The 26,691-nt window shown below is 71.0% G+C and carries 23 protein-coding genes and 1 pseudogene; 5 read left to right on the top strand and 19 right to left on the bottom strand.

The features are described 5' to 3' along the window. Positions 1-18: 18 nt before the first annotated feature. The 6 genes from topA to GA0070614_RS18145 all read right to left on the bottom strand — a co-directional run bounded on the left by topA (position 19) and on the right by GA0070614_RS18145 (position 8,027). Entirely contained in the window at positions 19-2,841 is a 2,823-nt protein-coding gene (gene topA, locus GA0070614_RS18170; protein ID WP_088977085.1) for a type I DNA topoisomerase, read from the bottom strand. 462 nt (positions 2,842-3,303) lie between these two features. After that, on the bottom strand, positions 3,304-3,888 hold the full coding sequence (locus tag GA0070614_RS18165; protein ID WP_408630695.1) for a hypothetical protein: 585 nt from the start codon (positions 3,886-3,888) through the stop codon (positions 3,304-3,306). A 26-nt stretch (positions 3,889-3,914) separates the two neighbouring features. Then, complete coding sequence (locus GA0070614_RS18160; protein ID WP_088977083.1) at positions 3,915-4,457, bottom strand: hypothetical protein; 543 nt, start codon at positions 4,455-4,457, stop codon at positions 3,915-3,917. A gap of 102 nt (positions 4,458-4,559) precedes the next feature. Beyond that, entirely contained in the window at positions 4,560-6,917 is a 2,358-nt protein-coding gene (locus GA0070614_RS18155) for a sodium-translocating pyrophosphatase (RefSeq protein WP_088977082.1), read from the bottom strand. A gap of 319 nt (positions 6,918-7,236) precedes the next feature. Beyond that, positions 7,237-7,674: an ATP-binding protein gene (locus tag GA0070614_RS18150; RefSeq protein WP_088977081.1), complete on the bottom strand. Its 438-nt coding sequence runs from the start codon at positions 7,672-7,674 to the stop codon at positions 7,237-7,239. Then, on the bottom strand, positions 7,671-8,027 hold the full coding sequence (locus tag GA0070614_RS18145) for an STAS domain-containing protein (RefSeq protein ID WP_088977080.1): 357 nt from the start codon (positions 8,025-8,027) through the stop codon (positions 7,671-7,673). Before GA0070614_RS18145 ends, GA0070614_RS18150 begins: the two co-directional genes overlap by 4 nt. Positions 8,028-8,159: 132 nt before the next feature. Here GA0070614_RS18145 and GA0070614_RS18140 point away from each other — a divergent pair. The 3 genes and pseudogenes from GA0070614_RS18140 to GA0070614_RS18130 all read left to right on the top strand — a co-directional run. Further along, positions 8,160-10,520 (top strand): annotated as a pseudogene (locus GA0070614_RS18140) (DEAD/DEAH box helicase); the annotation flags it as partial. A 637-nt stretch (positions 10,521-11,157) separates the two neighbouring features. Then, positions 11,158-11,364, top strand: coding sequence for a hypothetical protein (locus GA0070614_RS18135; protein WP_088977079.1), 207 nt, complete (start codon positions 11,158-11,160; stop codon positions 11,362-11,364). Between the two features lie 47 nt (positions 11,365-11,411). Further along, a complete protein-coding gene (locus GA0070614_RS18130) occupies positions 11,412-11,990 on the top strand; it encodes an LURP-one-related/scramblase family protein (RefSeq protein ID WP_088977078.1) in 579 nt (192 codons plus the stop codon). Between the two features lie 69 nt (positions 11,991-12,059). Here GA0070614_RS18130 and GA0070614_RS18125 read toward each other — a convergent pair whose 3' ends face one another. The 7 genes from GA0070614_RS18125 to ssd form a co-directional block, all read right to left on the bottom strand. Further along, a complete protein-coding gene (locus GA0070614_RS18125) occupies positions 12,060-12,521 on the bottom strand; it encodes an Rv3654c family TadE-like protein (protein WP_408630694.1) in 462 nt (153 codons plus the stop codon). Positions 12,522-12,523: 2 nt separating this feature from the next. Continuing rightward, entirely contained in the window at positions 12,524-12,892 is a 369-nt protein-coding gene (locus GA0070614_RS18120; protein ID WP_088977077.1) for a TadE family type IV pilus minor pilin, read from the bottom strand. Then, positions 12,889-13,017, bottom strand: a complete 129-nt coding sequence (locus GA0070614_RS18115) for a DUF4244 domain-containing protein (protein WP_208418639.1) — start codon at positions 13,015-13,017, stop codon at positions 12,889-12,891. The genes GA0070614_RS18120 and GA0070614_RS18115 overlap by 4 nt, the downstream gene beginning before the upstream one ends. Before the next feature lie 74 nt (positions 13,018-13,091). Further along, positions 13,092-13,871, bottom strand: a complete 780-nt coding sequence (locus GA0070614_RS18110; RefSeq protein ID WP_088977076.1) for a type II secretion system F family protein — start codon at positions 13,869-13,871, stop codon at positions 13,092-13,094. Beyond that, positions 13,871-14,440 carry a hypothetical protein gene (locus GA0070614_RS18105; protein ID WP_088979494.1) on the bottom strand — a complete coding sequence of 190 codons (570 nt, stop codon included), beginning with the start codon at positions 14,438-14,440 and terminating at the stop codon, positions 13,871-13,873. The genes GA0070614_RS18110 and GA0070614_RS18105 overlap by 1 nt, the downstream gene beginning before the upstream one ends. A gap of 716 nt (positions 14,441-15,156) precedes the next feature. Further along, a complete protein-coding gene (locus GA0070614_RS18095) occupies positions 15,157-16,362 on the bottom strand; it encodes a TadA family conjugal transfer-associated ATPase (RefSeq protein ID WP_088977074.1) in 1,206 nt (401 codons plus the stop codon). Continuing rightward, the gene (ssd, locus tag GA0070614_RS18090) at positions 16,359-17,459 is read right to left on the bottom strand and encodes a septum site-determining protein Ssd (protein ID WP_172892461.1); all 1,101 of its coding nucleotides are present in this window, start codon (positions 17,457-17,459) and stop codon (positions 16,359-16,361) included. The genes GA0070614_RS18095 and ssd overlap by 4 nt, the downstream gene beginning before the upstream one ends. A 403-nt stretch (positions 17,460-17,862) precedes the next feature. On the opposite strand from ssd, the gene GA0070614_RS30785 reads away from it, so the two are divergent. Continuing rightward, entirely contained in the window at positions 17,863-18,690 is an 828-nt protein-coding gene (locus tag GA0070614_RS30785) for a VHL beta domain-containing protein (RefSeq protein ID WP_197701342.1), read from the top strand. A 225-nt stretch (positions 18,691-18,915) separates the two neighbouring features. On the opposite strand, the gene GA0070614_RS18080 is transcribed toward GA0070614_RS30785, so the two are convergent. Together GA0070614_RS18080 and GA0070614_RS18075 are read right to left on the bottom strand one after the other, a co-directional pair. Beyond that, entirely contained in the window at positions 18,916-19,128 is a 213-nt protein-coding gene (locus GA0070614_RS18080; protein ID WP_157745031.1) for a hypothetical protein, read from the bottom strand. A 330-nt stretch (positions 19,129-19,458) separates the two neighbouring features. After that, entirely contained in the window at positions 19,459-19,779 is a 321-nt protein-coding gene (locus tag GA0070614_RS18075; RefSeq protein WP_088977071.1) for a hypothetical protein, read from the bottom strand. A gap of 697 nt (positions 19,780-20,476) precedes the next feature. Between GA0070614_RS18075 and GA0070614_RS30265 the strand changes: the two genes are divergently transcribed. Beyond that, on the top strand, positions 20,477-21,301 hold the full coding sequence (locus tag GA0070614_RS30265; protein WP_157745030.1) for a hypothetical protein: 825 nt from the start codon (positions 20,477-20,479) through the stop codon (positions 21,299-21,301). A 303-nt stretch (positions 21,302-21,604) separates the two neighbouring features. On the opposite strand, the gene GA0070614_RS18070 is transcribed toward GA0070614_RS30265, so the two are convergent. The 4 genes from GA0070614_RS18070 to GA0070614_RS18055 form a co-directional block, all read right to left on the bottom strand. Next, on the bottom strand, positions 21,605-23,593 hold the full coding sequence (locus GA0070614_RS18070) for an ATP-binding protein (protein ID WP_088977070.1): 1,989 nt from the start codon (positions 23,591-23,593) through the stop codon (positions 21,605-21,607). Then, on the bottom strand, positions 23,590-23,988 hold the full coding sequence (locus tag GA0070614_RS18065) for a hypothetical protein (protein ID WP_088977069.1): 399 nt from the start codon (positions 23,986-23,988) through the stop codon (positions 23,590-23,592). Before GA0070614_RS18065 ends, GA0070614_RS18070 begins: the two co-directional genes overlap by 4 nt. A gap of 206 nt (positions 23,989-24,194) precedes the next feature. Beyond that, the gene (locus GA0070614_RS18060; protein ID WP_088977068.1) at positions 24,195-25,442 is read right to left on the bottom strand and encodes a dsDNA nuclease domain-containing protein; all 1,248 of its coding nucleotides are present in this window, start codon (positions 25,440-25,442) and stop codon (positions 24,195-24,197) included. Between the two features lie 763 nt (positions 25,443-26,205). Continuing rightward, positions 26,206-26,673 (bottom strand): NUDIX domain-containing protein, encoded by a 468-nt coding sequence (locus tag GA0070614_RS18055; RefSeq protein ID WP_231933320.1) that lies wholly within the window; start codon positions 26,671-26,673, stop codon positions 26,206-26,208. Positions 26,674-26,691 lie beyond the last annotated feature (18 nt).

Genomic DNA, 26,691 nt, shown 5'->3' with positions numbered 1-26,691 from the left:
GGACCCCGTCGGGCGGGCTCACTCCGGGGTGGCGGTCGCCTTCTTGGGGGCGGCCTTCTTGGCCGGGGCCTTCTTCGCCGTGGTGGCCTTGGCCGTGGTGGTCTTGCGGGCGGCGGTGGACTTGGCGGCGGCGGTCTTCTTCGCCGCCGTCTTCTTCGCCGGAGCCGCCTTCTTGGCCGCCTTCTTCTTCGGCGCCGGACCCTTGGCCCGCTTTTCGGCCAGCATCTCCGACGCCTCTTCGAGGGTCAGCTCCTCCGGGGTCTGCCCGCGCCGCAGCGACGCGTTGGTCTCCCCGTCGGTGACGTACGGCCCGAACCGCCCGTCCTTGATGACCAGCGGCTTCTCGGTGAGCGGGTCGTTGCCCATCTCCCGAAGCGGCGGCGCGGCGGCCCGGCGCTGGCGCGTCTTCGGGGCGGCCAGCAGGGCCAGCGCCTCGTCCAGCGTGACGGTGAACATCTTCTCTTCCGAGTCCAGCGAACGGAACTCGTCACCACGCTTGACGTACGGGCCGTAGCGGCCGTTGTTGGCGAACACCTCGACGCCGTCCGGGGCCACCCCGACCAGCCGGGGCAGGCTGAGCAGCTTCAACGCCTCGTCGAGGGTGAGCGAGTCCGGCGACTGGGAGCGGAGCAGGGACGACTTGCGCTCGCCGCTGGCCACGTACGGGCCGAACCGGCCGGACTTGAGCAGGATCGGCTCCCCGGTGGCCGGGTCGTCACCGAGCTTGCGCTCGCCCCCGCCACCGAGGAACAGCTCGTGCACCTTCTCCGGGGTCAGCTCGTCCGGAGCCAGGCCCTCCGGGATCGGGGCGCGGTCGCCCGGGGCGGTGCCCTCCTCGCCCTCCGCCGCCGGGGCCGGCTGCTCGCCGGGCACCGCGCGCTGCAGGTACGGCCCGTAGCGGCCCACCCGGACGACGACCTCGCGCCCCTCGTCGTCGGTGAAGAGCGGGATGGAGTTGACGCTGCGCGCGTCGATGTCGCTGAGGTTCTCGGTGACCAGCTTCTTCAACCCGCCGGCGTGGGCGATCGCCTGGTCGCCGGTGCCGTTGGCGCTGCCGAAGTAGAAGGAGGTGAGGAAGTCGACCGCGGCGTGGTCACCGCCGGCGATCTCGTCCAGCTCGTTCTCCATGCTGGCGGTGAAGTCGTAGTCGATCAGGCGCGGGTAGTGCCGCTCCATCAGGCCGATCACCGCGAACGCCAGGAACGTCGGGATCATCGCCTGGCCACGCTTGGCGACGTACCCGCGGTCCTGGATGGTCTGCATGATCGACGCGTACGTCGACGGGCGGCCGATGCCCAGCTCCTCCAGCGCCTTGACCAGCGACGCCTCGGTGTAGCGCGACGGCGGCTGGGTGTGGTGCCCCTGCGCGGCCAGCTCGTCGGCGGTCAGCCGCTGGTCCTTCGCCAGGTTCGGCAGCCGGCGCTCGGCGTCCTCGGCCTCGGCGTTCTCGTCGTCGCTCGACTCGACGTACGCCCGCAGGAAGCCCGGGTCGGTGATGGTCTTGCCGGTCGCGCCGAAGTCGGCCTCCTCCTGGGCGGAGGAGACGGCGCGGATGCGCACCGAGACGCTGGAGCCGACCGCGTCGGTCATCTGGGAGGCGATGGTGCGCCGCCAGATCAGCTCGTAGAGCTTGAACTCCTCGGCCGACAGCTCCTTGGCCACCTCGCCCGGGGTGCGGAAGTTGTCCCCGGCCGGGCGGATCGCCTCGTGCGCCTCCTGCGCGTTCTTCACCTTGCCGGTGTAGCGGCGCGGCTCCGGCGGCACGCTGCGCTCGCCGTACAGCTCGACGATCTGTCGGCGGGCCGCCGCGATGGCGGTCTCCGACAGGTTCACCGAGTCGGTACGCATGTAGGTGATGTAGCCGTTCTCGTAGAGGCGCTGCGCGGTGCGCATCGTCTGCTGCGACGAGAACCGCAGCTTGCGGGCCGCCTCCTGCTGGAGGGTGGAGGTGATGAACGGCGCGTACGGGCGGCGGCGGTAGGGCTTCTCCTCGACCCGGGTGACGGTGAACTGCCGCCCCGCCAGGCGGGCCGCCAGACCGCGTGCCCCGCTCTCGTCGAGGTGCACGACCCCGGCCCCGGGCCGTACCCGGCCGGTGGTCGGCTCGAAGTCCTTGCCGGTGGCGATCCGGTCGCCGTTCAGCGCGACCAGGGTCGCGTTGAAGGTGCGCGGACCCTCGCCGGCGTTCGCCACCGCCAGGGTGGCGAGGATGTCCCAGTACTCGGCGGTGCGGAAGGCCATCCGCTGCCGTTCCCGCTCGACCACGATGCGGGTCGCCACCGACTGCACCCGGCCGGCCGAGAGCTTCGGCATGACCTTCTTCCACAGCACCGGCGAGACCTCGTAGCCGTAGAGGCGGTCGAGGATGCGCCGGGCCTCCTGGGCGTCGACCAGGTCCCGGTCGATCTCGCGCGGGTTGGCCACCGCGGCCTGGATCGCCGGCTTGGTGATCTCGTGGAAGACCATCCGCTTGACCGGCACCTTGGGCTTGAGGGTCTCCACCAGGTGCCAGGCGATCGCCTCGCCCTCGCGGTCCTCGTCCGTCGCCAGGAAGATCTCGTCGACCTCCTTGGCCAGCTTCACCAGCTTGCTGATCTGCTGCTTGCGGTCGGCGGAGACCACGTAGAGGGCGTGGAAGCCGTTGTCGACGTCCACCCCGAGCCGGGCCCACGGCTCGCCCTTGTACTTCGCCGGCACGTCGGCGGCGTTGCGCGGAAGGTCGCGGACATGACCGAAGCTGGCCTCCACGACGTACCCCGGGCCGAGGTAGCCCGAGATCGTCTTGGCCTTCGCCGGTGACTCGACGATGACCAGACGGGTGGTTCCAGCTTTGCTCGGCACGTCTCTCCCCGACCTCACTCCTGCTCCATGCCCGATTCGGGCCGTGTTGCACCTGCCGGACCACCGGCGGTCCGGATGTCCAACGTAACGCGCCGCCCGGCTTTCGGGTTTCGCGGGCGGCAATCAGCCCCGCACGGCGGTACGCGACCGGTGCCGCGCGGCCCTCACGGGCCGGACGGCGCCACCGTACACCGTGGGTAGGGTGCCAGGCGGGTCACTGTGACGATGGCGGACCCTCGGCCGAGGGCCACCGGCCCGTTCCTACCGGGCCGGACGCCGGCTGGCTGTCCTTGATCGGACAGCTCGCCACCTTGACCCGCCGCCGCCGACGCCCGAGGCGAGCCCGGGCGTCCTGATCCACTCCGTTGCGGCGCGGGCGCGCCCTCCCGGCCACTTCCACCGCGCCATTACGCCGACGTGGAGTTGATCAGGCCCGCGCGGGGCCGCGGGCCGGGGCGGACGTCAGGCCGGGGCCGCCGGCCAGGATTCCGGGGGCGCGGTGGACGGTCGCTCCCCGACGAGTTCGGCCAGCCGGGCGAGTCGCCGCCGGCTGGCGATCCGGAACGCCGGCCCGCCGGCGTCCGGCTCCACCACGGCCGTCGGCAGTCCCACGGCGGCCAGCGCCGCCCGCACCGTCGGCCACCACTCCTGGTCGCCGCCGCCCAGCCCCAACAGGAAGCCGGCGGGATCACCGGCGCCGGCGGCAGCCAGCCAGAGCCGCAGCCGCCGCCCGTTGAGGTGGAAGCCGGCGGGCGGCCGCTTGCCCGCCGGACCGGCCAGCCAGGCCGTGGCCAGCGGGGCCAGGGTCCTCGCGTACGACGTGCGGACGGCGAACCGCTGGTCCTCCGTCGCCTCCCAGCTCGCGGCGAGCCCGCGCAGCCGCAACTCGGCGACGAGCACGTGCACCCGCCAGGCGGCGTCGACCACGATCGACAGCCGGGCGGTACGCCCCATCCGGACCACCTCCCCCGGGCCGGCGAGCAGGCCGGCCAGGTCGGCGACGGACGGATCCGCCGCCTCGGTGCCGAACAGCGACAGCTGGCGCACCGGTCGGGGTGGTATGTCGGGAGGGGTCAGCGACACTCCGGAACCTCGTCGAAGGCCTGTTTGAGCTCTTCAGAGTTGAGCTTGCTGGTGTCCAGCGCGCTCGCGTCGTACTCCTTGGTCAGCGTGTCGACCGCGGCCCTGACCCCGTCGTAGAAGGCGGTGGCCTCGCCGGTGCCGAGTCCGTCGATGGTGTCCCGGGCCCGGCCGTACGCGTCGCGGACCTTCTCCAGCGTGGCCCGGAAGCCCCGGGAGATCTCCTCGCCGTGCTCGGTCTCCGGGACGCCCGCGTCGGCGACCCGGCGGCGAGCGGTCTCGCTGGCCTCCTCCGCGCCGGCGAAGAGCCGGACCAGGTTCTCCTTGGCCTGCGCCGGGGTGGTCTGCGCGGTCATCTGCTGGTTGGTGCTGCTGGTCAACTTGCTGATCTCGGCCCGCCAGGGGGTGAGCGCCTCGCAGACCGAGGCGGCCCAGGCGCGCGGGCTGGGCCCGCCACCGCAGCCGCTGACGACCAGTACGAGCGTGGCCAGGACCACCGTGAGCTTTCCGGCGGCTGTCGCCCGGCACGTACGCATGCGTTGCAGCGTACGGCCTCGCGGTGAATGCGCCACCGCTCAGGCGGACGGCGGACGGGTCCCCGGCCGGCCTGACACCGACCGGGGACCCGCCGTCGTGACTCAGGCGTTGACCGCCTCGGCGCGCTCGTGGCTGCCCGCGCCGGGGTCGTCGCCGTCGGCGGACGAGTCCATCGCGACACCCTTGCGCTTGCTGAACACCACCGCCGCGACGACGATCAGGGTGGCGACCACCGCGACGCCGACCCGCAGCGGGGTGTTCTTCTCGTCGCCCACGCTCCAGGCCACCACGGCCGGCGCGATCAGCAGCGAGACCAGGTTCATCACCTTGAGCAGCGGGTTGATCGCCGGCCCGGCGGTGTCCTTGAACGGGTCGCCGACGGTGTCGCCGATGACCGTCGCGGCGTGCGACTCGGAGCCCTTGCCGCCGTACGCGCCGTCCTCGACGAGCTTCTTGGCGTTGTCCCAGGCGCCACCGGAGTTGGCCAGGAAGACCGCCATCAGGGTGCCGGCCCCGATCGCCCCGGCCAGGTACGACGCCAGCGCGCCCGGGCCGAGGCCGAAGCCGACCGCGATCGGGGCGAGGATGGCGAGCAGGCCGGGGGTCATCAGCTCGCGCTGCGCGTCCCGGGTGCAGATGTCGACGACCTTGCCGTACTCGGGGCGCTGGGTGCGGTCCATGATCCCGGGCAGCTCGCGGAACTGCCGGCGGACCTCCATCACCACCGCGCCGGCCGAGCGGGACACCGCGTTGATGGCCAGCCCGGAGAAGAGGAAGACCACCGCCGCGCCGATGATCAGGCCGACCAGGTTGCGCGGGTTGGCCACGTTGAGCGCGTTGAGGATCTCGGCCCCGACGTCGCCGACGCCGGCGTCGGAGTACGACGTACGCAGCGTGTCGGTGTACGACCCGAACAGCGCGGTGGCGGCGAGCACCGCGGTGGCGATCGCGATGCCCTTGGTGATCGCCTTGGTGGTGTTGCCGACGGCGTCCAGCTCGGTGAGGATCCGGGCGCCGTTCTCGTCGATGTCACCGGACATCTCGGCCACACCCTGGGCGTTGTCGGAGATCGGGCCGAAGGTGTCCATCGCGACGATCACGCCGACGGTGGTGAGCAGGCCGGTGCCGGCCAGCGCGACCGCGAAGAGCGAGAGCGTGATGGAGCTGCCGCCGAGCAGGAACGCCCCGAAGACGCCGGCGCCGATGAGCAGCGCCGAGTAGACGGCCGACTCCAGGCCGACGCTGATGCCGGCGAGGATGACGGTGGCCGGGCCGGTCTGCGAGCTCTTGCCGATGTCCTGCACCGGGCGCCGGTTGGTCTCGGTGAAGTAGCCGGTCAGCGCCTGGATGGCGGCGGCCAGCACGATACCGATCACGACCGCGCCGATGGCGACCGTCCGCGGGTTCTGGTCGACGTCGGTGAGACCGCCCTCCAGCTCGGCGAAGGTGGCCGGGAGGTACTGCCAGGTGGCGATGGCGACCAGCACCGCGGAGAGCAGCGCGGAGATGTAGAAGGCCCGGTTGATCGCGGTCAGGCCGTTGCGGTCCGAGGCGCGCAACCGGGTGATGAAGACGCCGATGATCGCGATGAGCACGCCGATGCCGGAGACGATCAGCGGGAACACCAGGCCCTGCTCGCCGAAGGCGGCGCGGCCGAGGATCAGCGCGGCGACCAGGGTGACCGCGTACGACTCGAAGAGGTCGGCGGCCATGCCGGCGCAGTCGCCGACGTTGTCGCCCACGTTGTCGGCGATGGTGGCGGCGTTGCGCGGGTCGTCCTCGGGGATGCCCTGCTCGACCTTGCCGACCAGGTCCGCGCCGACGTCGGCGGCCTTGGTGAAGATGCCGCCGCCGACCCGCATGAACATGGCCAGCAGGGCGGCGCCGAAGCCGAAGCCCTCCAGGACGGTCGGGGCGTCGCCCTTGAAGATGATGACGACGAGCGCGGCGCCGAGCAGGCCGAGCCCGACGGTGAGGAAGCCGACCACACCGCCGGTGCGGAAGGCGATCTTCATGGCGGCCTCGCGCCCGCCCTGGGCCTCGCGGGCCGCCGCGGCGACCCGGAGGTTGGCGCGGGTGGCCAGCCACATGCCGGCACCGCCGATGAACGCGCTGAACAGGGCACCGACCACGAAGAACGCGGACCGGCCGATCTTCACCGCGACCTCGCTGCCGTCGGTGTCGTGCACCGGCAGCAGGAAGAGGAGCACGACGGCGACGACGACGAAGATCGCCAACGTCCTGAACTGCCGGAGCAGGTACGCGGAGGCGCCCTCCTGCACCGCCCCGGAGATCTCCTGCATGTTGGTGGTGCCCTTACCGGCTGCCAGCACGGCCTTGGTCAAGGCGGCGGCGAAGACGAGGGCCACCGCGGCGATGACCGCCGCGATGACGACGTACGTCAGGTTGGCTCCGGTGAGGGACAGCGCGCCGCCTTCGGCGGCCAAGGTCCCGGACATCTATGTCCTCCTGTACCGAACACTGTCGCGTCGGCCAGCGGACGTACTGACCGACGCCTGGATGCGGTGGCGCACGCGCTCCGACCCACCCCCGGCGGACCAAGATCAACGTCCATATCCGCTGGCTGCGGGAAGGATCCCGTGCTGACAACCCACAGACTGTAGCCCCGCTGAGTGTCGGAGGTCACACGCGGGGGACACCGTGTTCGGATGATCTTCGTAACTGTGTTATGAGGAAAAATCTGATATAGGGGGCCATCAGCACGACGAGGCCGTGACCCACTCGGGGTCACGGCCTCGTCGGCACGACGTCACGCGGTCAGCGGCCCACCGGCCACACCATCCGCACCTCGGTCCCGACACCCTCGTCGACCGGTCGGACCTGGAGATCCTCCACGAAACCGGCGAGCAGGGCGAAGCCCACGCCGGTGGTGAGCGCCTCGTCGGTGAGCGACTCGTTGGCCAACTCGTCGGCGTTCAACGCGGCCAGGCCGATACCCGCCTCGATCGGCGCCCGGTCGACCACCCGCACCTGGTACGCCCCCGAGTCGGACATCTCCACCAGCACCGGGTCCGGCAGCCCGTACTGCCGGTGCAGGGCGACGGCCCGGGTGCACGCCTCACCGATGGCCAGCCGCACCTCGTCGAGCAGGTCCTCGCGGACTCCGGCCCGGCGGGCCACCGCGACGCCGACCAGGCGGGCGGTACGCACGTGCACCGGGGCGGGAGAGAAGGAGAGCCGGACCGTCGCCATCACGCGCCGGCGCCGGTCGGATCCGCCGCGATCGCCGCCTCGACCGTGGGGTGCAGCGGGAAGACCTGGTCCAGCGCGGTGATCCGGAAGATCTTGAGCAGCGGCTCCTTGTCGCAGACCAGGGCGAAGGAGCCACCCGCCGCGCGCAGCCGCTTGAGGGCGCCGACCAGCACGCCGAGGCCGGTCGAGTCGAGGAAGTCCACCCGGCCGAGATCGACGATCACCTGCCGGACCCCACCGTCGATCAACTCCAGGAGCCGTTCGCGCAACCGGGGTGCGGTGTAGACGTCCACCTCACCGCCGACCTCGAGCACCGTGTGCTCCCCCACGGTGCGGGTCGCCAGCGACAGCTCCATCAGTCCCTCCTCCGAGAGCCGTAAACTCTCCTGGGCATCTAACCATCCCCGCCACAGTGACCTCCGGTCACCGGCGGCGGCTCCTCCTTACCCACGCCCCCGGTCGTTCACCACCCGAACACCAGTGCGAAAGTGCAGGACGTGAATCCCGCAGCCACCGTATCCGCAGGTCCGGGCTCCGGTCGACCGCTGACGGCGGCGCCCGGCGACCTGCTGCGCCGGTTGCGCGCCCGCCACCACGGCACCGACCCGGTCACCCACGTCGAGCGGGTGCCGGCCCGCCCCGGGCAGCCGGCCGACTGGCCCGGGTGGGTCCCCGAGGAGCTGCGGGCGGCGCTCGCCGGGCGCGGCGTCGTCGCCCCGTGGCGGCACCAGGCCGAGGCCGCCGAGCTGGCGTACGCCGGCAGGAACGTGGTGGTGGCCACCGGGACGGCGTCCGGCAAGTCCCTGGCGTACCAGCTCCCGGCCCTGTCCACCCTGCTCGCCGACCCGCGGGCCACCGTGCTCTACCTGGCGCCGACCAAGGCGCTCGCCGCCGACCAGCTGCGCGCCGTCGCCGGCCTGGAACTCGACGGGGTACGCCCCGCCACCTACGACGGGGACACCCCGCGCACCGAACGGGAGTGGATCCGCCGGCACTCCCGGTTCGTGCTGACCAACCCGGACATGCTGCACCACGGCATCCTCCCCGGGCACGCGCACTGGTCCGGCTTCCTGCGCCGGCTGGCGTACGTGGTGATCGACGAGTGCCACACCTACCGGGGTGTCTTCGGCTCCCACGTCGCGCACGTGCTGCGCCGGCTGCGGCGGCAGTGCGCGAAGTACGGGCGTACCCCGGTCTTCGTCCTGGCCTCGGCGACGTCGGGTGACCCGGCGGCGGCGGCCGGCCGGCTCACCGGCCTGCCCGTCACCGCCGTCACCGAGGACACCTCGCCGCGCGGCGGGGTGACCTTCGCGCTCTGGGAGCCGCCGCTGCTGCCCTCCGCCGACGCCGCCGGCAGCGACGCCGACCTGCGCCAGGTCCGCCGGTCGGCGCTGCGGGAGACCGCCGACCTGCTCGCCGACACGGTCGCCGAGGGGGTACGCACACTCGCCTTCGTCCGTTCCCGGCGCGGCGCCGAGGTGGTGGCCGCCAACGCCCGACGGGCGCTGGACGAGGCGGTGCCAGGGCTGGGCGACCGGGTGGCCGCCTACCGCGCCGGCTACCTGCGCGAGGAGCGGCGGGAACTGGAACGGGCGCTGCTGCACGGCGACCTGCTCGGGCTCGCCAGCACCAACGCGCTGGAACTCGGCGTCGACCTGGTCGGGTTGGACGCGGTGCTGATCTGCGGCTGGCCCGGCACCCGGGCCTCGCTGTGGCAGCAGGCCGGCCGGGCTGGCCGCTCCGGCGACGAGGCCCTCGCCGTGCTGGTCGCCCGGGACGACCCGCTCGACACCTATCTGGTGCACCACCCCGAGGCGCTGTTCGGGCGGCCCGTCGAGGCGACCGTGCTCGACCCGGCCAATCCGTACGTGCTCGCCCCGCAGTTGGCCTGCGCCGCGTCCGAGGCCCCACTCACCCCCGCCGACCTGGAACTCTTCGGCGACGGCGCGAAGGAGGCGGTGGACTCGCTGGTCGAGGCGGGCGCCCTGCGGCAACGCCCGACCGGCTGGTACTGGCGGCACCGGGAGCGCCCCGAGGTCGACCTGCGCGGTGAGGACGGGGCGCCGGTCTGCGTGGTCGAGGCGGCCACCGGGCGACTGCTCGGCACCGTGGACGGCGGCTCGTCGCACTTCCTCATCCATCCCGGCGCGGTCTACCTGCACCAAGGCGTCTCGTACGTGGTCGACTCGCTCGACCTGGCCGACGGCTGCGCGCTGGTGCACGCCGAGGAGCCGGACTGGTCCACCCACGCCCGGGACGTCACCTCGCTCTCGGTGGCGTCGGTCCGGTCGTACGTGGACGCCGGACCGGTCGGGCTCTTCCTCGGCGAGGTGGACGTGACCAGCCAGGTGGTGTCGTACCAGCGCCGGCGGATCGCCTCCGGCGAGGTGATCGACACCCGGCCGCTGGACCTGCCCGCCCGGGAACTGCGCACCGTCGCGGTCTGGTTCACCGTGTCGCCACAGTCGCTGGCCCTGGCCGGCGTCGAGGCGGCCGACATCCCGGGCGCGCTGCACGCCGCCGAGCACGCCGCGATCGGGCTGCTGCCGCTGATGGCGACCTGCGACCGCTGGGACATCGGCGGCCTGTCGACAGCCGCGCACCCGGACACCGAGGCCCCGACCGTCTTCGTCTACGACGGTCACCCCGGCGGGGCCGGCTTCGCCGAGCGCGCGTACGGGACGGCGGCGGCCTGGCTGCGCGCCACCCGGGACGCGATCGCCGAGTGCGGCTGCGAGTCCGGCTGCCCGTCCTGCGTGCAGTCCCCGAAGTGCGGCAACGGCAACAACCCACTGTCCAAGCCGGACGCCGTCCGGGTCCTCGAGGTGGTGCTCGCCCACCTCCCCGCCCCGCCCGAGGACGACCCGACGCCCGTGGCCTCGCCATCCGGTGACGCCACGAACGGGGTGCCGCCCGGGGGTGGTCCGGGGGCGGGGTCGACGGCCGGCGGGGCGATGCCGGCCAGCAGGTCGACGGCGGCCGCCAGGTCGACGGCGGCCGACGGGTCGGTGCCGGCCGGCGACGCGGGGCGTGACGCGGGCAGCGGTTCGAGTCGAGACGCGGGCAGCGGCTCGGGGCCGAAGGTGCCTCGGCAGGGGGCGCAGTAGCCCTGCCGTGCCTCAGGTCGGGGCGGTCGTCTGCGCCGAAGCGGCTCGGTTGCGTGACGCGCCCCGGTGGTGTGGGTGGTCTGCCGCACGCGCGGCCGGCCGGCAGTGGGGGCCTGCCGCCGCAGTAGGTCGCCCCCAGAGCAGTGAGGCGGCCGGAGTGGCGGCGTCTGTGCGCGGCGCGGCGTCCGTGAGTGGGCAGCGGGTGATCGACCCGGCGGGGTGACCCACGGCCGTCGGACCAGGTTGTGGGATGTGTGCATGAGCGGCGCGGCATGTGGGCAATGGGTCTGTGGGAGCGCTTCCATCGATCGGTCCGCCCGGTACGGAGGCACCCGACCGACCAGCCGACCCTGCCGTTCTTCTTTGTCGAGGAGGAGCCGTGGCCGACACGATCGCCGAGACCGTCGACCTGCTCTACACGATCGACCAGGACAAACTCACCCCCGACCAGCAGATCGCCCTGGGCTCCGCGCTGGCCACCCTCGCCCAGGCGGAGCGGCTGGAACAGATCAACGAGCGCCTGCGCAGCATCCACCAGGTGCTCAACACCTGGGCGATGAAGTCGACCCTTGAAGGAGGGCGCTGACCAGCGGATTGTGCGAGACTCCGGCGCACCCTTCGGAGGAGATCTTCATGCAGCTCGACAGTTTGCAGGCCCAGCACCAGTTCCACATCCGGCAGCGGATCCGGATGATGGTCAACCAGTACCAGGTCCACGCGGTGGCGCCCGACGGCACCGAGGGGGAGCTGCTGGCGTTCGCGCAGCAGAAGCGGCTCGCCTTCAAGGAGCAGGTGACCATCTACACCGACGACTCCAAGCAGCAGGCCCTGCTCGGCTTCAAGGCCCGGCAGCGGCTCGACCTCGGCGCCACGTACGACGTCACCGACCACGCCGGCACCCCGATCGGGCTGTTCCGCAAGGACTTCGCCCAGTCGCTGCTGCGCTCCACCTGGCATGTCGAGCAGCCCGGCCTGCCGCAGGTCACCGGGCAGGAGCGGAGCATGCCGGTGGCGCTGCTGCGCAGGTTCGTCGACTCGCTCTCCTGGCTGCCGTACCACTTCGACTTCGTCGCCAACGGCCAGCCGGTCTTCTCGGTGATCAAGAAGTGGGGCCTGCGCGACCGGTACGTCGTCGAGGTGCAGAACCCGCAGATCGACCGTCGCCTGGTGATCGCGATGGCGATCGGGCTGGACGCGCTCCAGGGGCGCTGACCCACCCGCCGGCCGGGGTGCGTGCCGTACGACGCGCACCCCGGCCGGCTTCCGCACCCGAGGGCGGTGTCAGTCACGGACGGGGCCGGCGCGGGCGGTGGCGGTGGCCGCCCGGTGGAACCCCGGCAGCGGCGTCACCGGCACCTGCACCGTCACCAGCGCGTCGAGCCCGTCCAGTCGGCACCCGGTCAGTCGGGCACCGTTGGCGGCGGCCAGGTCGTCCGCCGCGCCACAGGCCGCCGCGTCACCCCGCAACGCCAGCCCGGCCGCGGCGAGCGCCGCGAAGTCGGCGGCGGCCCGGGCCTGGTGCCGCGCCACCCGGGCACTGCCGATCGCCGCGCCGAAGACACCCACCAGCACGAACACCAGGCCGACGACGAGCAGGCACACCGTCGCGCCACCCCGGTCGGGACGACACCGATCGGCTCGGATCCGGCCGGGGCGCGGTGACCTCGACGGGCATCCACCGCAGCCGGCCGGCGGGCACGTGCCGGAGCGACCCCTGGGCGTCCGTGCACCGGACTGATCCACCGTCACGGCTCGGCCGCCGGGGATCCCGGTTCGACGGCGGCCACCGCGGTGGCCTCGACGGTGAGCTGCGGCAGCCGGGCGCCGAGGGCGCGTACCGGGGCCCGCACCGTCGCGGTGACCCGGTCTCCCTCGACCGACACCGAGACCGTCGCGGCGGGCGGAGCGATCCGCGTACCGGCGGCCACGCCGTCCGCGCCCCGGGCGGCGGCGAGCGCCGCTTCCCGGGCCGCGTCCAGACAGGCGGCCCTCGTGGTGACGGCCTCGACCGCCGTCACCCCGGTCAGCAGGAGCAGGAGCAGCGCCGGCAGGCCGGCCGCCAGTTCGGCGGTGAACGAGCCCCGGTCGCGGCCGGCCCGCCGACGCGGGCTCACTTCAGGGCCCGGTCGATCACCGCGGTCAACGCGGACTGCACGTTGCCGGAGGTGAGCACCTTGAGCAGGATGCCGGCGAAGGCCACCGCGGCGAGGGTGCCGACGGCGTACTCGGCGGTGTTCATCCCGGCGTCCCCGCGCAGCCGGGTCCGGATTCGGGTACGGAGTGTGCGCACTGTCTGTCCTTTCTCGATGGTTGTCAGAGCACATCGCCGAGGACGGCGACGATCACCGGCACCAGGCCGGCGAGAATGAAGGCCGGCAGGAAGCAGAGCCCCAGCGGCAGCACGATGAGCACCCCGGCACGGCGGGCGGACGCCTCGGCGGCGGTGGACCGGTCGGCCCGAAGGTCGTCGGCGACCCGGGTCAGCGCACCGGCGAGCGCGGCGCCGCTCCGCGAGGACCGCAGGGCTGCGGCGACGAGACGCTCCGCGCCGGGCACCGGGGTCAGATGGGCCCATGCCTCCTCCGGGCCGCCGCCGAGCAGCAGCGTCCGGCCGACCCGACCGAGACGCTCGGCCAGTGGCCCGCCGAGCGCGTCGGCGACGGCCAGCACCGAGCGGTCCACCGGTGCGCCGGCCCGTAGCGCCATGGCCAGCAGGTCGGCAGCGAGCGGAAGATCACCGGCCTCCCGCAGCCGGCGGTCGCGGGTGGCCCGGGTCTCGATCCGCCGCAGCAGCCGGTCCGCCACGAGCGCGGCCATCACTCCCGCGAGGCACCCGGGCACACCGCCGAGCAGCACCGCGACCGCCACCCCGGCCAGCCCTGCGCCGAGGCGTACCGGGTCGGGCCACCAGGACGGGCGACTCCGTCCGGCCGGCGCTCCCACCGAACGCTCCGCCCCGTCCTCGGCCCGGTCGGAGGCGCGCGGGGTGCCGGCACCCAGCAGCCGCAGCCGGCGGACCGGCGGGGACGCCGCCGGGCGTACGGCCACCACCAACGCCACGAACAGCAACGCGCCCGCGACAGCCGGACCCATCAGTCGTCCCCGTCCGGAAGCCGGCCCAGCCGCTCGGTCCAGAGCAGGCCAACGATCTGAAGGGCCATCGCGGTGACCGCGCTGACCGCCCCGACGGGGGTGTGCAGCAGCACCGCCAGCGGATCTGCGCCGATGCCGTAGCCGAGCCCGATCCCGCCGAGCGGAAGGGCGGCCAGCAGCAGCGCGGTGGCCCGCGCGCCGGCGGCCTGCGCGGCAGCGGCAGCGAGCCCCCGGTCGTACGCCCGGGCATCGGCCTCGACGCGTTCGAGGAGTTCCGCCAGGGGCGCGCCGGTCCGGTCGGCGAGCCGTACGGCGGCCCGGGTCAGCCGGCCGAGCCGGTCCGGGTCGCCGTCCGGCTCCGGGACGGGCAGACCGGCCCGCAGGTCGGCGGCGAGGGCGCTGAGCTGGTCCAACCGGCGGCGGCGCTGCTGAGTGGTGTGCCGTCCCGTCCGGCCCCGGTGGACTGCTCGGGCACCCAGCACCGCGTACCCGGCGAGCAGCAGCCCGGCGACCGGACCGGCCGTGACGCCACCGACAGCCGCGCCGAGCACGCCGGCCAGCAGCATCATCCGGCCCCGGTGGGCCGGCAGCCGCCAGCCTGGGGCGAGGCTCGACGGGCGCAGGACGGCGCCGAGCGGCGGGGCGGGGGCAGTCGCGGTCGATCCGGACGACGCCGTGGTGGTGACCGCCGCGCCGGACCGGTGAGGGACGGTCGCGTCACCGGCCCGACGGCGTATCGCCGGAGCGCGGCCGGACGCCGGGGACGCGCCGTCCACCGCGGCAGGCTCCGGCACCCACGGTGGACGACGGGAGTCCCGCCGCCCCGGTGGGCGCGACGACGAGGGGTGGCCTCCCGACCGGGGCGGCCCAGCAGCCACGGTCGCGGAGGACGGCATCGGCACGGTCAAGGACTCCGGCGGTGCGGACGCGGAGATCGACGGCACCGGCGCGGACACGGGCGCGGACGGCACGGACAACGACGGCGACGACGCGGACGGCCAGGCCAGCAGCGACGCGGACGACGAGGCCGACATCGGCGCGGACGACGAGGCCGACATCGGCGCGGACGACGAGGCCGACATCGGCGCGGACGGCGACAGCGCGGACGGCGCGGACGGCGACAGGGCGGACGGCGACGTCGGTGCGGAAGGGGCGAGCGGGGCGTGACGGGCGGACACGCCGGCACCGAGCAACGCCCGATGGCGGCGTCGGATCCGGCGGGCCGGCCAGGCGACCACCACCGCCGCGGCGGCCAGGAGCGCCGCCACCGTCCAGATCGCCGACGTCATGCCGGACCCGCCGATCCAGGCCACGGCTCGCAGAGGATCGGCGGCACCGCCACGCCCCGGTCCCGCAGCAGGGTGGCGAGCGCCCGACCGGCCAGCCCGAGCCCTCGGCTCCGGATCCAGACCGGGACCACGGTGACCAGCCGTTCGGGCCCTTCGGGGAGCAGCAGGCAGATCGACTCCAGCACCCGGCCTCGGGACCCACGGCGTACCTGGAGCAGCACCTGGAGCGCCGCGGCCACCTGGGCGTGCAGCGCCGCCCGGGGCAGACCGCCGAGCAACCCGAGCGCCTCCAGCCGGGCCGGTACGTCCGCCGGGGTGTTGGCGTGCAGCGTGCCCGCCCCGCCATCGTGGCCGGTGTTGAGTGCGGCGAGCAGGTCCACCACCTCCGCGCCCCGGCACTCGCCCACCACCAGCCGGTCGGGACGCATCCGCAGCGCCTGCCGGACGAGGTCGCTCAGCCCGACCGCCCCGGATCCCTCCACGTTGGCCGTCCGCGCCTGCAGGCCCACCACGTGCGGGTGCACCGGGTGCAGCTCGGCAGCGTCCTCCACCAGCACGATCCGCTCGGTCGCCGGCACCAGCCCGAGCAGGGTGTTGAGCAGGGTGGTCTTGCCGGAGCCGGTGCCGCCGGTGACCAGGTACGCCAGGCGGGCGGCCACCACCGCGGCCAGCACCGGGGCGACGGGGCGCGGCACGGTGCCCTGACGGACCAACTCGTCGAGGGTGAACGGGCGCTGCCGGAAGGTGCGCAGGGACAGGTAGGGACCGTCGGTCGCCACCGGTGGCAGCACCGCGTGCAACCGGGTGCCGTCGGGCAGCCGCGCGTCGGCGTACGGGCAGCCGTCGTCCAACCGGCGGCCGGCCGCCGCGGTGAGCCGCTGCGCCAACCGTCGTACGTCGTCGACGGAGCCGACCGGCACCGCCACCTGGCGCAGCCCTTCGCCCCGGTCCACCCAGACCCGCGTGCCGTTGACCAGGACGTCGGTGACCTGCGGGTCGGCCAGCAGCGGAGCGAGCGGCCCGGCGCCGACGAGGTCGTCGTGCACCCGGTCGGCCATCCGCAGCACCGCGGTGTCACCGAGCACGGCGGCGGTGGGCTCGGCGCGTACGGCGGAGACGATCGCGGCCGGCGTGACCGGAACGGCCGAGCCGGCGATGCGCTGCCGGACCCGGGCCGACAGGTCCTCGGAGTGGGCGCTCACGCCGCACCCGGCACGGGCAGCCCGGTCAGTTCGCCGACGAGGCGTCGGCACAGGGTCGCCAGCGGTCCACGCCCGGCTGCGGCGGGGGCCTCGCCGCGTTCGAGCCCCCGGCACAGCGCGGGCTCGGGTCGGAGGGTGCCGGCGAGCGGCAGGCCCAGGGCGCGAGCGACCTCGACGGCCTTCAACCGGCCGGGGGCGGGGCCGCGCACGATCACTCCGAGCGCCGCGCAGTGCGGCGCGGCCGCGGCGACCACCCGGGCCGCCGACGCGGTGGCCCGCAGCTCGGCCGGTACGACAACGTACGCCTGGTCGGCCGCCTGCAACGCGACGACGGCGGCGTCGTCGAGCTGACGGGGCACGTCGACCACGACGAAGTCCCGCCCTCGACGGGCGGCGTCCACCGTGGCGGCCATCGCCTGGGCGGGCAGGGCGAGCAGGTCACCCCGGTCCCACGAGAGGACCACCAGGTCTCCCCGGCTGGGCAGGGCCCGGACCAGCGCGGGGGCGTCGACCCGCCCGTCGGCGTCGGTGAGTGCCGGCCAGCGGAGGCCGTCGAGTTCCTCCCAGCCGAGCACCAGGTCGAGCCCACCGCCGAGCGGATCGGCGTCGACGAGGAGGGTGCGCAGCCGGGCGCGGGCGGCGGTGACGGCGAGGCCGCCGGCGAGGACGCTGGCCCCGGCGCCGCCCCGACCGCCGAGCACCGCGACGGTACGCGCCGCCCCGCCGGCCGGTCGGTCGGAGCCGCACTCGGTGAACCGGTCGACCAGCCAGGGCTCGGCGGCGGGGAGGGTGGCGACGTGCTCGGCGCCGATCAGCTCGGCGACCTCCCAGCCGGGGTCCAACTCCCCGGCGCGCCCGACCAGCACCATGCGCGGCCGCCGGGGCAGCCGGGCACGCAGGCACGCCTGTGCCTGGTCCCGGCCGACGAGCACCAGCGGGGCGGGTAGCCAGCGGGCCCGGGCGGCGGCCGGGTCGGCGGCCAGCTCGACCTCGGTGCCGCCGGCTGCGGCGAGCCGGAGCAGTTCGTCGAGGAGGTCGCCGTCGGAGGTGACCAGCAGCGGCAGCCGCCGGTGGGGCGGGAGGGAGGTACGGGGCATCACGGCCTCCAGCGGTCGGGCTCGGGGGTGCTGACCGAGACCCTGCTCCGATGGCACGAGCACCGCCGGCCGTCCGCCGTCACCTGTGGACGACGGCGGGGCCTGTGGACGACCGCCGTACCGGACGACGATCTGCTATGGGCCGGCGGACACGAAGCGTGACGGAGAATCCATATCAGCGTCCGGGATCCGAATTCCGTTACACGTGCCGACGGCGTGGCGAATGGTCTGCCCGATCGACCATTCGGAATTCCCTCTCGTCGTGCCCGCCCGACAGAACGGGCGGCGAAAGAACGTCCCGTTTTCCACCCTCTGAACCATTGACGGCGGGGAGCCCCGTACGCCGATAATCGTGGCCCGTGCCACCGCTGGAGGTGGCTCCCGCGTTCTCGGAAACGGGGCCATGCCCGAATCACCCGACGATGTGCCCCGCACCGACGCCACCCTGCGGATCGGCGGCTGGCTGCCCGAGTCGCGCCGGCAGGCACCACCCGGTCCGAGGCGTCCCGAGGGCCGGGCCCACGACGCGCAGCACCGGGCCGAGCCGCCACCGCCGCGGGCCGGCGCCCGGCCGACGGCCGCACCGCCCGCGTCCCCGCACGGCCCCGGCGGTCCCACCCGCACCCTGGTCCTCGGCTGCGTCGCGGTCGGCGTGATCGCCACGCTGGTGTTCGCGCTGTCGCCGTTCTGGTCCACCTCGCCCCGGCCGGAGGACAGGCCCGTGGCCGTCCTGCCGACCGGCGCCGGACAGGCGGACGGGACCGAGCCGGTGAGCGCCACGCCGAGCTGGACCTACTCGCCGGCGCCGGTGTCGCTCTCCACCCGGGCGTCGCTGCCCTCCCCGACCCGCGCGGCGTCGCCCAGCCACCGACCCACCACGGGTACGACCACCCGCCCGAGACCGTCGACCACGCCGCCGAGGCCCCCCGGCTCCGACCAGTCCCGCCCGGATGAGCTGGAGCCGCTGCCCCCGTCCCAGGAGCCGTCGCTGCGGTCGAGCAGCGGTGGGCCGGAGACCTTCGTCGACTTCGTCAACACCCGTGGCACGCTCGTCGTCGTCCACTGGCTGGACTACGGGGGCCAACGGCAGCGGTACGCGGTGCTGCAACCGGGTCAGGGCTACCGGCAGCAGACCTACGTGGGCCACCCGTGGGTGGTGACCGACGGCGATGGCCGAGGGCTGGTCTGCTTCCTCCCGGCCCGGGAGATCAAGAAGGCCGTGGTCAGGTAAGGCGGCGACGGCCCGTCCACCTGCGGAGTCCGGAAAGGGACGACCCCCGTCGGGGGGAAAGTGACCTGACGTAGCAGCGAGTGTGATCAAGTGCCGTACCGCGTGGTCAGACGCATCGGTCGTGCCGTCGAGCATGATCGAGCCGGACCACGCGGTATGGCGTTCGCTGACGATCCGCTGACTGTCTGCCTCGGTCAGCTCGGCTGCACCTATGGTGGTACGACCTCAGTGCTTCTGCGTTTCGTAGCGGGCTTCGGCTTCCGGCGAATGGGCCCACGAGATGATGACCTCATCGACGTCGTCGCTTGGCCCCTGCCCTGTGCCGAGGTTGATGCCCCACTCCTGCACCGATGCGCCGCAGTCAGCAATGCCCATAACGCAGACGGGTGAGCGAGGGTTCTGCTGCGACAACCACTCCTGGAGTTCCGCCACGATCATGGCCGACATGGTACGTACACGTCGCGCATCGGTACCGCCAGTTTGGAAGATCGTTCTCGGCCGACCTGATCTATCCGGAACGCCTGGTCAACGGCGGTGTCATGTCGCCCGATCACGACCGCTGCTGACCGCCAGGGACACCAGCTACTGGCATGCGGCTGGCACGGCGCCAATGGTGTGCGGTTATCCGGCGGAGTACGGCTTACCGCCCCCGGCCTTCGGGCCGGGGGCGGCTTGACGTGTCGCCGGCTCTCCGCGCACCTGGATCCCGGATTCCGATGGCAAGCCGCGAAGCGGCGCGGCAGCCGATCGCCCCAAGTTGACCGTCGCTCAGCCAGTCCCGCGATCGTCTCGGCCGCTGGTGTGCGGCTCGTCATTGTCGGCCTCAGCGAGGTCACCGGACGACTCGACCAGGTCGATGAAGCGTCGGAAGATCGGCCAGGGAATCTGTCTGTCACCGACCTGCACCAGCACGCGATGTGCTGGCTGCGGTGTGAACGGGCCGTCATCCGGGGTTGCGTCAGGGATGACGACGGAGAGATGTCCGCCTGCCGGCGACATGCCGGTCAGCTCGTACTGCCAGGCGTCGTCGGGCACGCTGTAGTACGAGTTCACCTCGTACAGCTCGGTGCCATGAGACCAGATCTCCATCGCCGGATGATGGCAGAAGCCGCGGTCGAGTCACCCAGGCGGATCGAAGCCGGCCCGTTCGGCCGATGCCGGCCGGAGGCCGCCAGCAGGCCGGGGCGGGCCGGCGCGGCCCGCTTGCGGGCCGCCTTGATCCTAAAGAGACTGATTCGGCAACGCCGGGTGTAGACCCTGCCATGATCTGCGCATTACGAGTCGGTCGCGGTCTGCTGGTCGGCGTGGTCCTGGTCCTCGTCCACCGGTGCCTGCGGTCCGCCGCTGTCCGCCGTTGATCGCCGGCTTGGCTGCTCCGTTGGCTGCTCGCCTGCGACACACGGTTTAGGAATTCTCGGCGCGGCAAGCCGAATAGCCCTCGCCACCTGCCGGTTACCGCTGGCCAGGTATGCCGCCGACCGTCAGGCCTTGACCTTGGTTACCCGTCGGCGACTGCGAGATCGGGGCACGTAACGGGCACGGACGCAACCCGCTCGCCGCGTTCCGGCGGCCCTCGCCACGTGGGCCATGTTCGGTCCCGACCGCCCGCTTGCCCTCGGCGTGGCGCTCCTGCGCATCTTGACCAGCGCGTGCCACTCGGCCGGCGGTCACGCCGAGGAAAAGGGCCGGCCGAGTCCCCCGCTAGAGGAGTCTGACACGCGACTCGGCGAACAACAGGTCCGTTGGGTGCTCCGGGATAGACCTGTCTTCATCTAGGATTAATGCCATGTCGCCACACGATGCTTCCTCGGAGGCAAGTACTGCACAAGATTCAGCGGTGGAACCTTGGGCGGAAGCAATTTTGCGATTCATCGACTACGGCATCGAGGTAGATGCGTTGATCGAGATGCATTTAAGTGGACTTGGTCACGCCAAGAAGTTCCCTCAACTATTGGAGATAACAAATCCGACACCAGATGCGTTGACGATAGCGCGAAGGCGAGCGGATATAGCGCTAAAAATCGAAGTTTCCGGCAGTCATCTAATGTACGCGCACTGCCTACTCGGCCTATGGTCGGCGCTGGAAGCAATGGTCGAGGACCTTGCGGGCGCATGGATGAAAGCCGTACCGGAGGTGCTGGAGAGAGCCGCGTTTTCGAAAGTTCGCATTCCGCTCGCTGAGTTCACTCGACTGTCCGAAGATGATCGGATTCGGCTACTGATATCCGAGGCGCAGCGCGACTTGCGGACAGAGCTTGCCAGCGGCGTTACTCGATTCGAACGGCTCCTTGAGGCGGTTGGACTAGATGGTGCTGTTGACGCCGATGTTCGGAAGACGATATTCGAGATGTGGCAAAGCCGTAACATTCTCGCCCATCGGGCCGGGATTTGCGACAGAAAGTTTACGGACTCATGCCCTTGGCTCGACTACCAGCCAGGCGACAAACTACGCATTGATGCCGAAAGGTTTGAGCGATACAACCAGGCATTGATGTCCTATTCTCTGGCGCTATTCAATCGCTGCAGGAAGCATTTCAATCTCTCACTGATCGAGGCGGCAGCGCCGGTACCATCGGTACCTAACCAGGCTGAAAGGAATAGTCACCGCTAGTCAGGACTACCCGAGTAGTCCCAGCCTGGCCGCAGGAACCGTGCCGCTAACGTCTGCCCTCGTGCGGCCCGAACGGTCCGCCGCAGTCCACGGGCGTCCGGCGGTGCCCGCACCCGTCGTCACCCAGTTGGTTACCCAGCCCCAGTGTCAGACGTTCAAGCGGAACTTAGACGGGCGGTCGCGTGACCTGCGTTGATACGGTCGGCACCCTGGCCAAGCCCGCGCCTGGGCTCATGTCGTTCGTCGCTGATTGCCGACGTTTCACGATGTCTTGTGCCCCATGTGTGCCCCCGACTCCATCGCTCACGGCTCGACGTCGTCCGGCTCGGATTTTGGTGACGGATTCGGAGTTCGGATGAGACGGTCCTCTTGGGTGAGCTCAAGGGCAACACGTTCAACGAGTTCAACGATAATTTCGCGAGAGAGCTCATTGTCAACCGCGATGATTTGTAGTGCGCCTCGATATGAGTCGTCAGCCGCTACCTTACTGAGGAGTCGGTAGGCGTCACGAATGCGGTCGAAGCTCAAGCCCTCTTGTCCGCTGTTCGCTGAAATCCCATCCAGGATGAGAAGCCCAGGCAATGGAAGATTTCGGTCGATCGCCACGGTGTGGTGAGCGAGCGCGTGTGCGATGTTGACAAGTGTCTTGAGGCCTTGACTGGATAGTTCGTCGAAGCTGCGGCCGGAGACCTCGGGCAGGTACGTTTTTCGGTTGATCTTAACCGTAAGTTCTAGGCCGAGGTCTGGGATGCGCAGTTGCTGCAGGTACTCGAGCATCCGTATCTCAAGGGCTTTAACATTCTCTTCCGCATCGTATCGAGAGAGTTCACGCTCAGAGATACGAAGCCTGAGATCTTCTTGCTGAGCTTCAAGCTCACCGCGGCTGGCAAGTTGTTGCTCGTGCCGTCGTAGGAGGTCGGCGTATTCACGGAGACGCTTGATGTCGGCCTCGAGCTGAGCTTGCCGGGTGGCTTGATGCTCGATCTGTGCAGCGTGGTCGGAAACGAACGCTTGGGTGCGCTGGTCGAGGTCGTCGGCCAGCTCGGCGATGAGCTGGTCGAGTCGGGTTGCCTCGTACGCCAATCTGTCGAGAGCGCGCTGACGTCCTTCGAGGACCTCGTTGGTTTCGGTGATCTGACTCGCGATGCGGTCCTGCTCGCTCAGCAGCTCGGCTTCGGAGGGCGCAGGCCGCGGCTGTTGCAGGCATAGGTAGCACAGGTGCGGATCGGTCCTTGCTGGTTCGACATCGTTGCCGCAACGCGGACAGACCACGAAGTCGAAATCCACAAGCCACTCGCCGGCGACGATAGCGCGAGTGAGGCGGGCGGACTGACTACTCAGTTGCCTGACCAGATCGCTGAGGTCCTTGATTTGCGCCTGGAGCCGAGACATGCGATCTGCGATGTCGGCACGACGGCTGCGTGCGGCGAGCAGATCTTCTCGCGCCTGCTGGACGCCCGGGACGTAGGTTACTGCACTTCCGAGAGCTCGGCGTTGTTCGATGACGTGGTCGAGCTCTGTCGTGCTGGCCGCCAATTGCAAGTCAAGGGTGGCGAGGTCCGCGAAGGGGGTGTCCTTGAGGAATTGGGCACGGACCTCAGCGTCGTGTTCGAGGGAGTCGAGCTGTCGTTGCAAGTGACGCAGCTGGGCGTTGAGGCGGGCGAGTTCGGGTTCGTAGTAGCCGTAGGCGATCTCGAAGACCCAGCGGCGTTTGACGTCGCGGAAGTGGCGCTTGTGTCCGAAGACCTCAGTGTCGAGTTCGTCGCCAGTGATGATGCAGTATCCAAGCCAGTCGGTCATGGTGACCGGGCTCTGAACACCGGTGGGGTCAGTTCGGGCTTGAGGAACGCTGATTTCTGGAATGTTGAGTCGGTCGAGCAGAAAGGTGCTGTAGGTGTGAGTCGAGCGGGCAACGGGGAGCCGTACTGATAGGGCTTCACGGCCTGGCTCGCTCTCGTCTTCGCTGATCTCGACGAGTGCGTCACTGGTAGTGGTTCGGGGTCGATAGATCTTCCATGCGCGGTCGCCGAGCATGACGTGCCCACGGATGGCGTCGACGTAGTCGACTTCGGGTGGTAGGTCCTTGGGCATGGTGCCGAGCAGCGCTCGGATCAGGCGGATGAAGGTGGTCTTGCCTGTGGTGATGTCGCCGACGATGTGGTTGAGGCCTGCGTTGAAGGTGACTTCACGGCCACCACCTACAAGATCTACCTGCAGTAGTTCGAGGCGGTGTGGATGAACCGGTTGGAGCTCGGTTTCCGGTTCTGGCGGGGTCGTGGTAGGTCGGCTCACGTCAGATCCTCGTGCCATGCGGCGTCGGCAATTTCGGGCAGTTCGTACAGGTAACTCTTGAGCGTGTTTCCGGACTTGTCGAGGTAGCGGCGTAGGAGGGCTAGGCGCTGGTTGATGTCGTCGAAGCTGCCGTCGGCGCGCAGGTTGGCTGCGAGGTCCGCGCCGGTGTTGGTGGTGCGGTAGCCGAAGCCGTTGCCGAGGGGGGCTACCACGACGAGGCCCCGGCCGATGAGGGATCCGAGGACGGCGTAGTAGGAGGGGTCCCATGGGCCGTAGCGGTAACGCATCATGCGGGCGTCGAGGGGCGCCTCGTTGGGATCGAGCTGCTCGATCTTGTCAGCGCTGACGCCCTGGGAAAGCAGAACGCGGCGTAGATGGCGCGGGTAGCGGAGCAAGAAGTCAAGCTTGGCTAGCTTGACGCGGCCTTCGAGGTATCGGGATTGGCCTCGGGCTTTGCGGCTGAAGGCGTCGATGAGCAGGAGGATTCGCGCCTCGGCTTCGCGTGAGGGCCGGAACCGGGCTCGCGGTGATTGGTCTGCGCGGAGCGCTGGCGGTCCTCCGCGCCTAGGCGGGGTGCGGGCCGCGGGTCTCGTGCTGGGAATCACGAGAGACCCCAGTCGAAGCGGCAGAGGTCGGATAGGTGGCCGAGGTAGCCGAAGATGAGTTCTTCGTCCTGATGGAGCAAGGGTTGCCGGTCGCATTGGGCGAGATCGTGGGGGCGGGCACGTAAGTCAGCGGCGATAGCTTCGGCGGGGCGGCCGGCAGCGACGGGGTTCCCAACGGCAGAGAGCTTGATGCGAGTAGAGGTGGCTTGGGCCATCCGCAGCACGCGACGGGCTAGGTCCTCTAGGTCGGACTCTGCATTGTCGCGACTGGCGAGTAGGAGTTGACGCTCGACTTCCATGGTGGCTCGCAGTTCCTGAACATCTTCGATGAGCGTTGTGCTGGCACCTGCAGCTCTCATCTTCAGTTCCATCAGCGATGTTGCAGATCCATTAGCCATGCGCGCGAGGAGTTGGTGTTGTCGTTCGCCGGGTAGGGGCGGAGTGAGTGATGTGAGCATGCTGCGGCTGAGAGTCTGGTTGTGTATGGGCTCGATGTCTGACCAGCCGGGCTCTCCTGGACGCGGGAGGTCGTAACTCACGTGCGGAAGCGCTGCGGCCAAGATCGCCTGGATGGATGCCGGCTGACCAGCACCGCCAGTTTGTGCAGCGCTTGCGGCGCTGAGGAGCCGTTCGTAGAGGTGCTGCACTTCCTGATGAGACAGTGCGGGCCACAGGGCTGACATTTCCCACATCGCCACCTTGTCGATGTACATCTGGGTGGGCTGTCCAGGCTCGATGACTAGGCGCTGCAGGAAGTCGTCCACCCAGGCTCTGATGAGGCCGTGTGCGACGAGGCGAGCGCGGACGTCGTTGCTTGCTGTAGTGGGGTCACGCACGAAGCTAGCGGTGTCCGCCTTCGGTGCCGTCGTTCCTTCAAGCCAGAGTTCGTAGCTGTAGAGTTCGTGGCACTTGGCTTTGCGCGCGTTCACGTACGACCGAACGAGCGCGTCGAGTCCGCTTTCGCACATGGCGACGACGCTCCAGGAGCCCTTGTCACGGGTCTTGAGCTGGATGAGGCGGACCTTGTCGGAGTGGACAAGAGCAAGGTCCTCGATCTGCTCACAGACGGCGAAGGCGGGCCCGTCTTGTTCCCGCAAGCAGGTCAGCCACTGTCGCACTACTTGTTTTGCCTGCCAGAGGTAGCGAGCGAAGGTGTCGAGTCCGGTGGGGTCGTTCGTTACATTGGCGATCGTGGCGAGGTTGCCAAGGCCGGGAGTGGGCTCTTGCTTCGTTGCGTCGGTCACCCGAAAGACACTCCCACCTGGTGCGACGTCGAGGGCCAGACCCGAATCACGTGGCGTGATGGCCCTACTACTCAGGGAAAACGATGTTAACGGATCGGTTCCGTGCCGGTCGACCCGTTGTACCTGGTCTATTCGGCTGCTCTCGGTGCATGCAGGGCCGGTCCTCGACGAGCCGTTCAGGTGACGGTGCCTGGCTCGCGGTTCTGGTAGCCACGCTGAAATCGACCCCTCACAGCAGCGCCCTACCGGTGGCTACCTGCCATCCCGTGTGCCATCGACCCGCACTCCTGTGGAGCGGGCCACCGCCCGGTCCGCCACGTCAAGACGGCCTTGACGCACGTACGGACGCTGGCGGGTCGGGCGGTGCTCTGCTCGGCTTGCCCGGGTCGATGGCAGGCGGGATGGCCTACCGTAGCCACCCACGGACCGTGACCCGCCGACGGTCCCCGGCCATCCTGGAGCCGGAGCGCCCCCGCCGGAGGCGCCCTAACCGCAACCCCGCGACCGCCGCGAGCTCGCCGACGTGGCCGGCGTCCCCTCCCCTACGCCGCGCGGGTCCTGGCCGCGGCCCGGCCGGCTGCCGGCCCACCACACCACCGGTCGACGCTCTGTCGTTCTGCGGCGGCCCTCCGGGCTTTCCCGCTGTCCGCGCCAGCCGCCGGGCATCAGGCGTGACGGCCGCAGAGCGACAGCGGCAGCGGCCGGCGCGCGCCCAGGCGGCGGCCCCTTGCGGGCCGCCTTGATCGTGTATCGAAACTCTGCTCTAAATTGCGCTGCCGTGTTCGGCGTACGCGGAAACGCCGTTACTGCGCGCTGCAATCGCAGTGCGAATCCTACGGGCGAGCCGGGACGGCCCGTGCTGCTCCAAGGCTTCGGCGCTCACGTAGCGCCACTCGGTGAGTTCACCGTCGGCGAAGCGGATGTCGCGCTCCTGCTCGGCTCCGAGTGATCCGCCGTCGAAGATGAAGAGGAGCTTGTCGCCCTCGTTCTCAGCGGGTGCCCAGTCAACGACCAGCATGGGTCCGAGCGTGGGCGTGAGGCCAAGTTCCTCTTGGACCTCGCGCACGCATGCCGCTCGGGGTGACTCGCCGGGTTCGACGTAGCCGCCAGGGATGTCCCAGTGCCCCTTGTAGTTGGGGCGTACGAGGAGCACTCGGCCCTCACCGTCGAAGAAGAGGGCGCCTGCGGCGACGCGTGGGGTTGCCATGGGTGGCATCTCGTTGGCCGTCACCAGGGCAGCGTAGATGGG

It is taken from the genome of Micromonospora coxensis (genome assembly GCF_900090295.1).
GTDB classification, from domain to species: domain Bacteria; phylum Actinomycetota; class Actinomycetes; order Mycobacteriales; family Micromonosporaceae; genus Micromonospora; species Micromonospora coxensis.
This window is presented reverse-complemented; position numbering and strand designations above follow the sequence as displayed.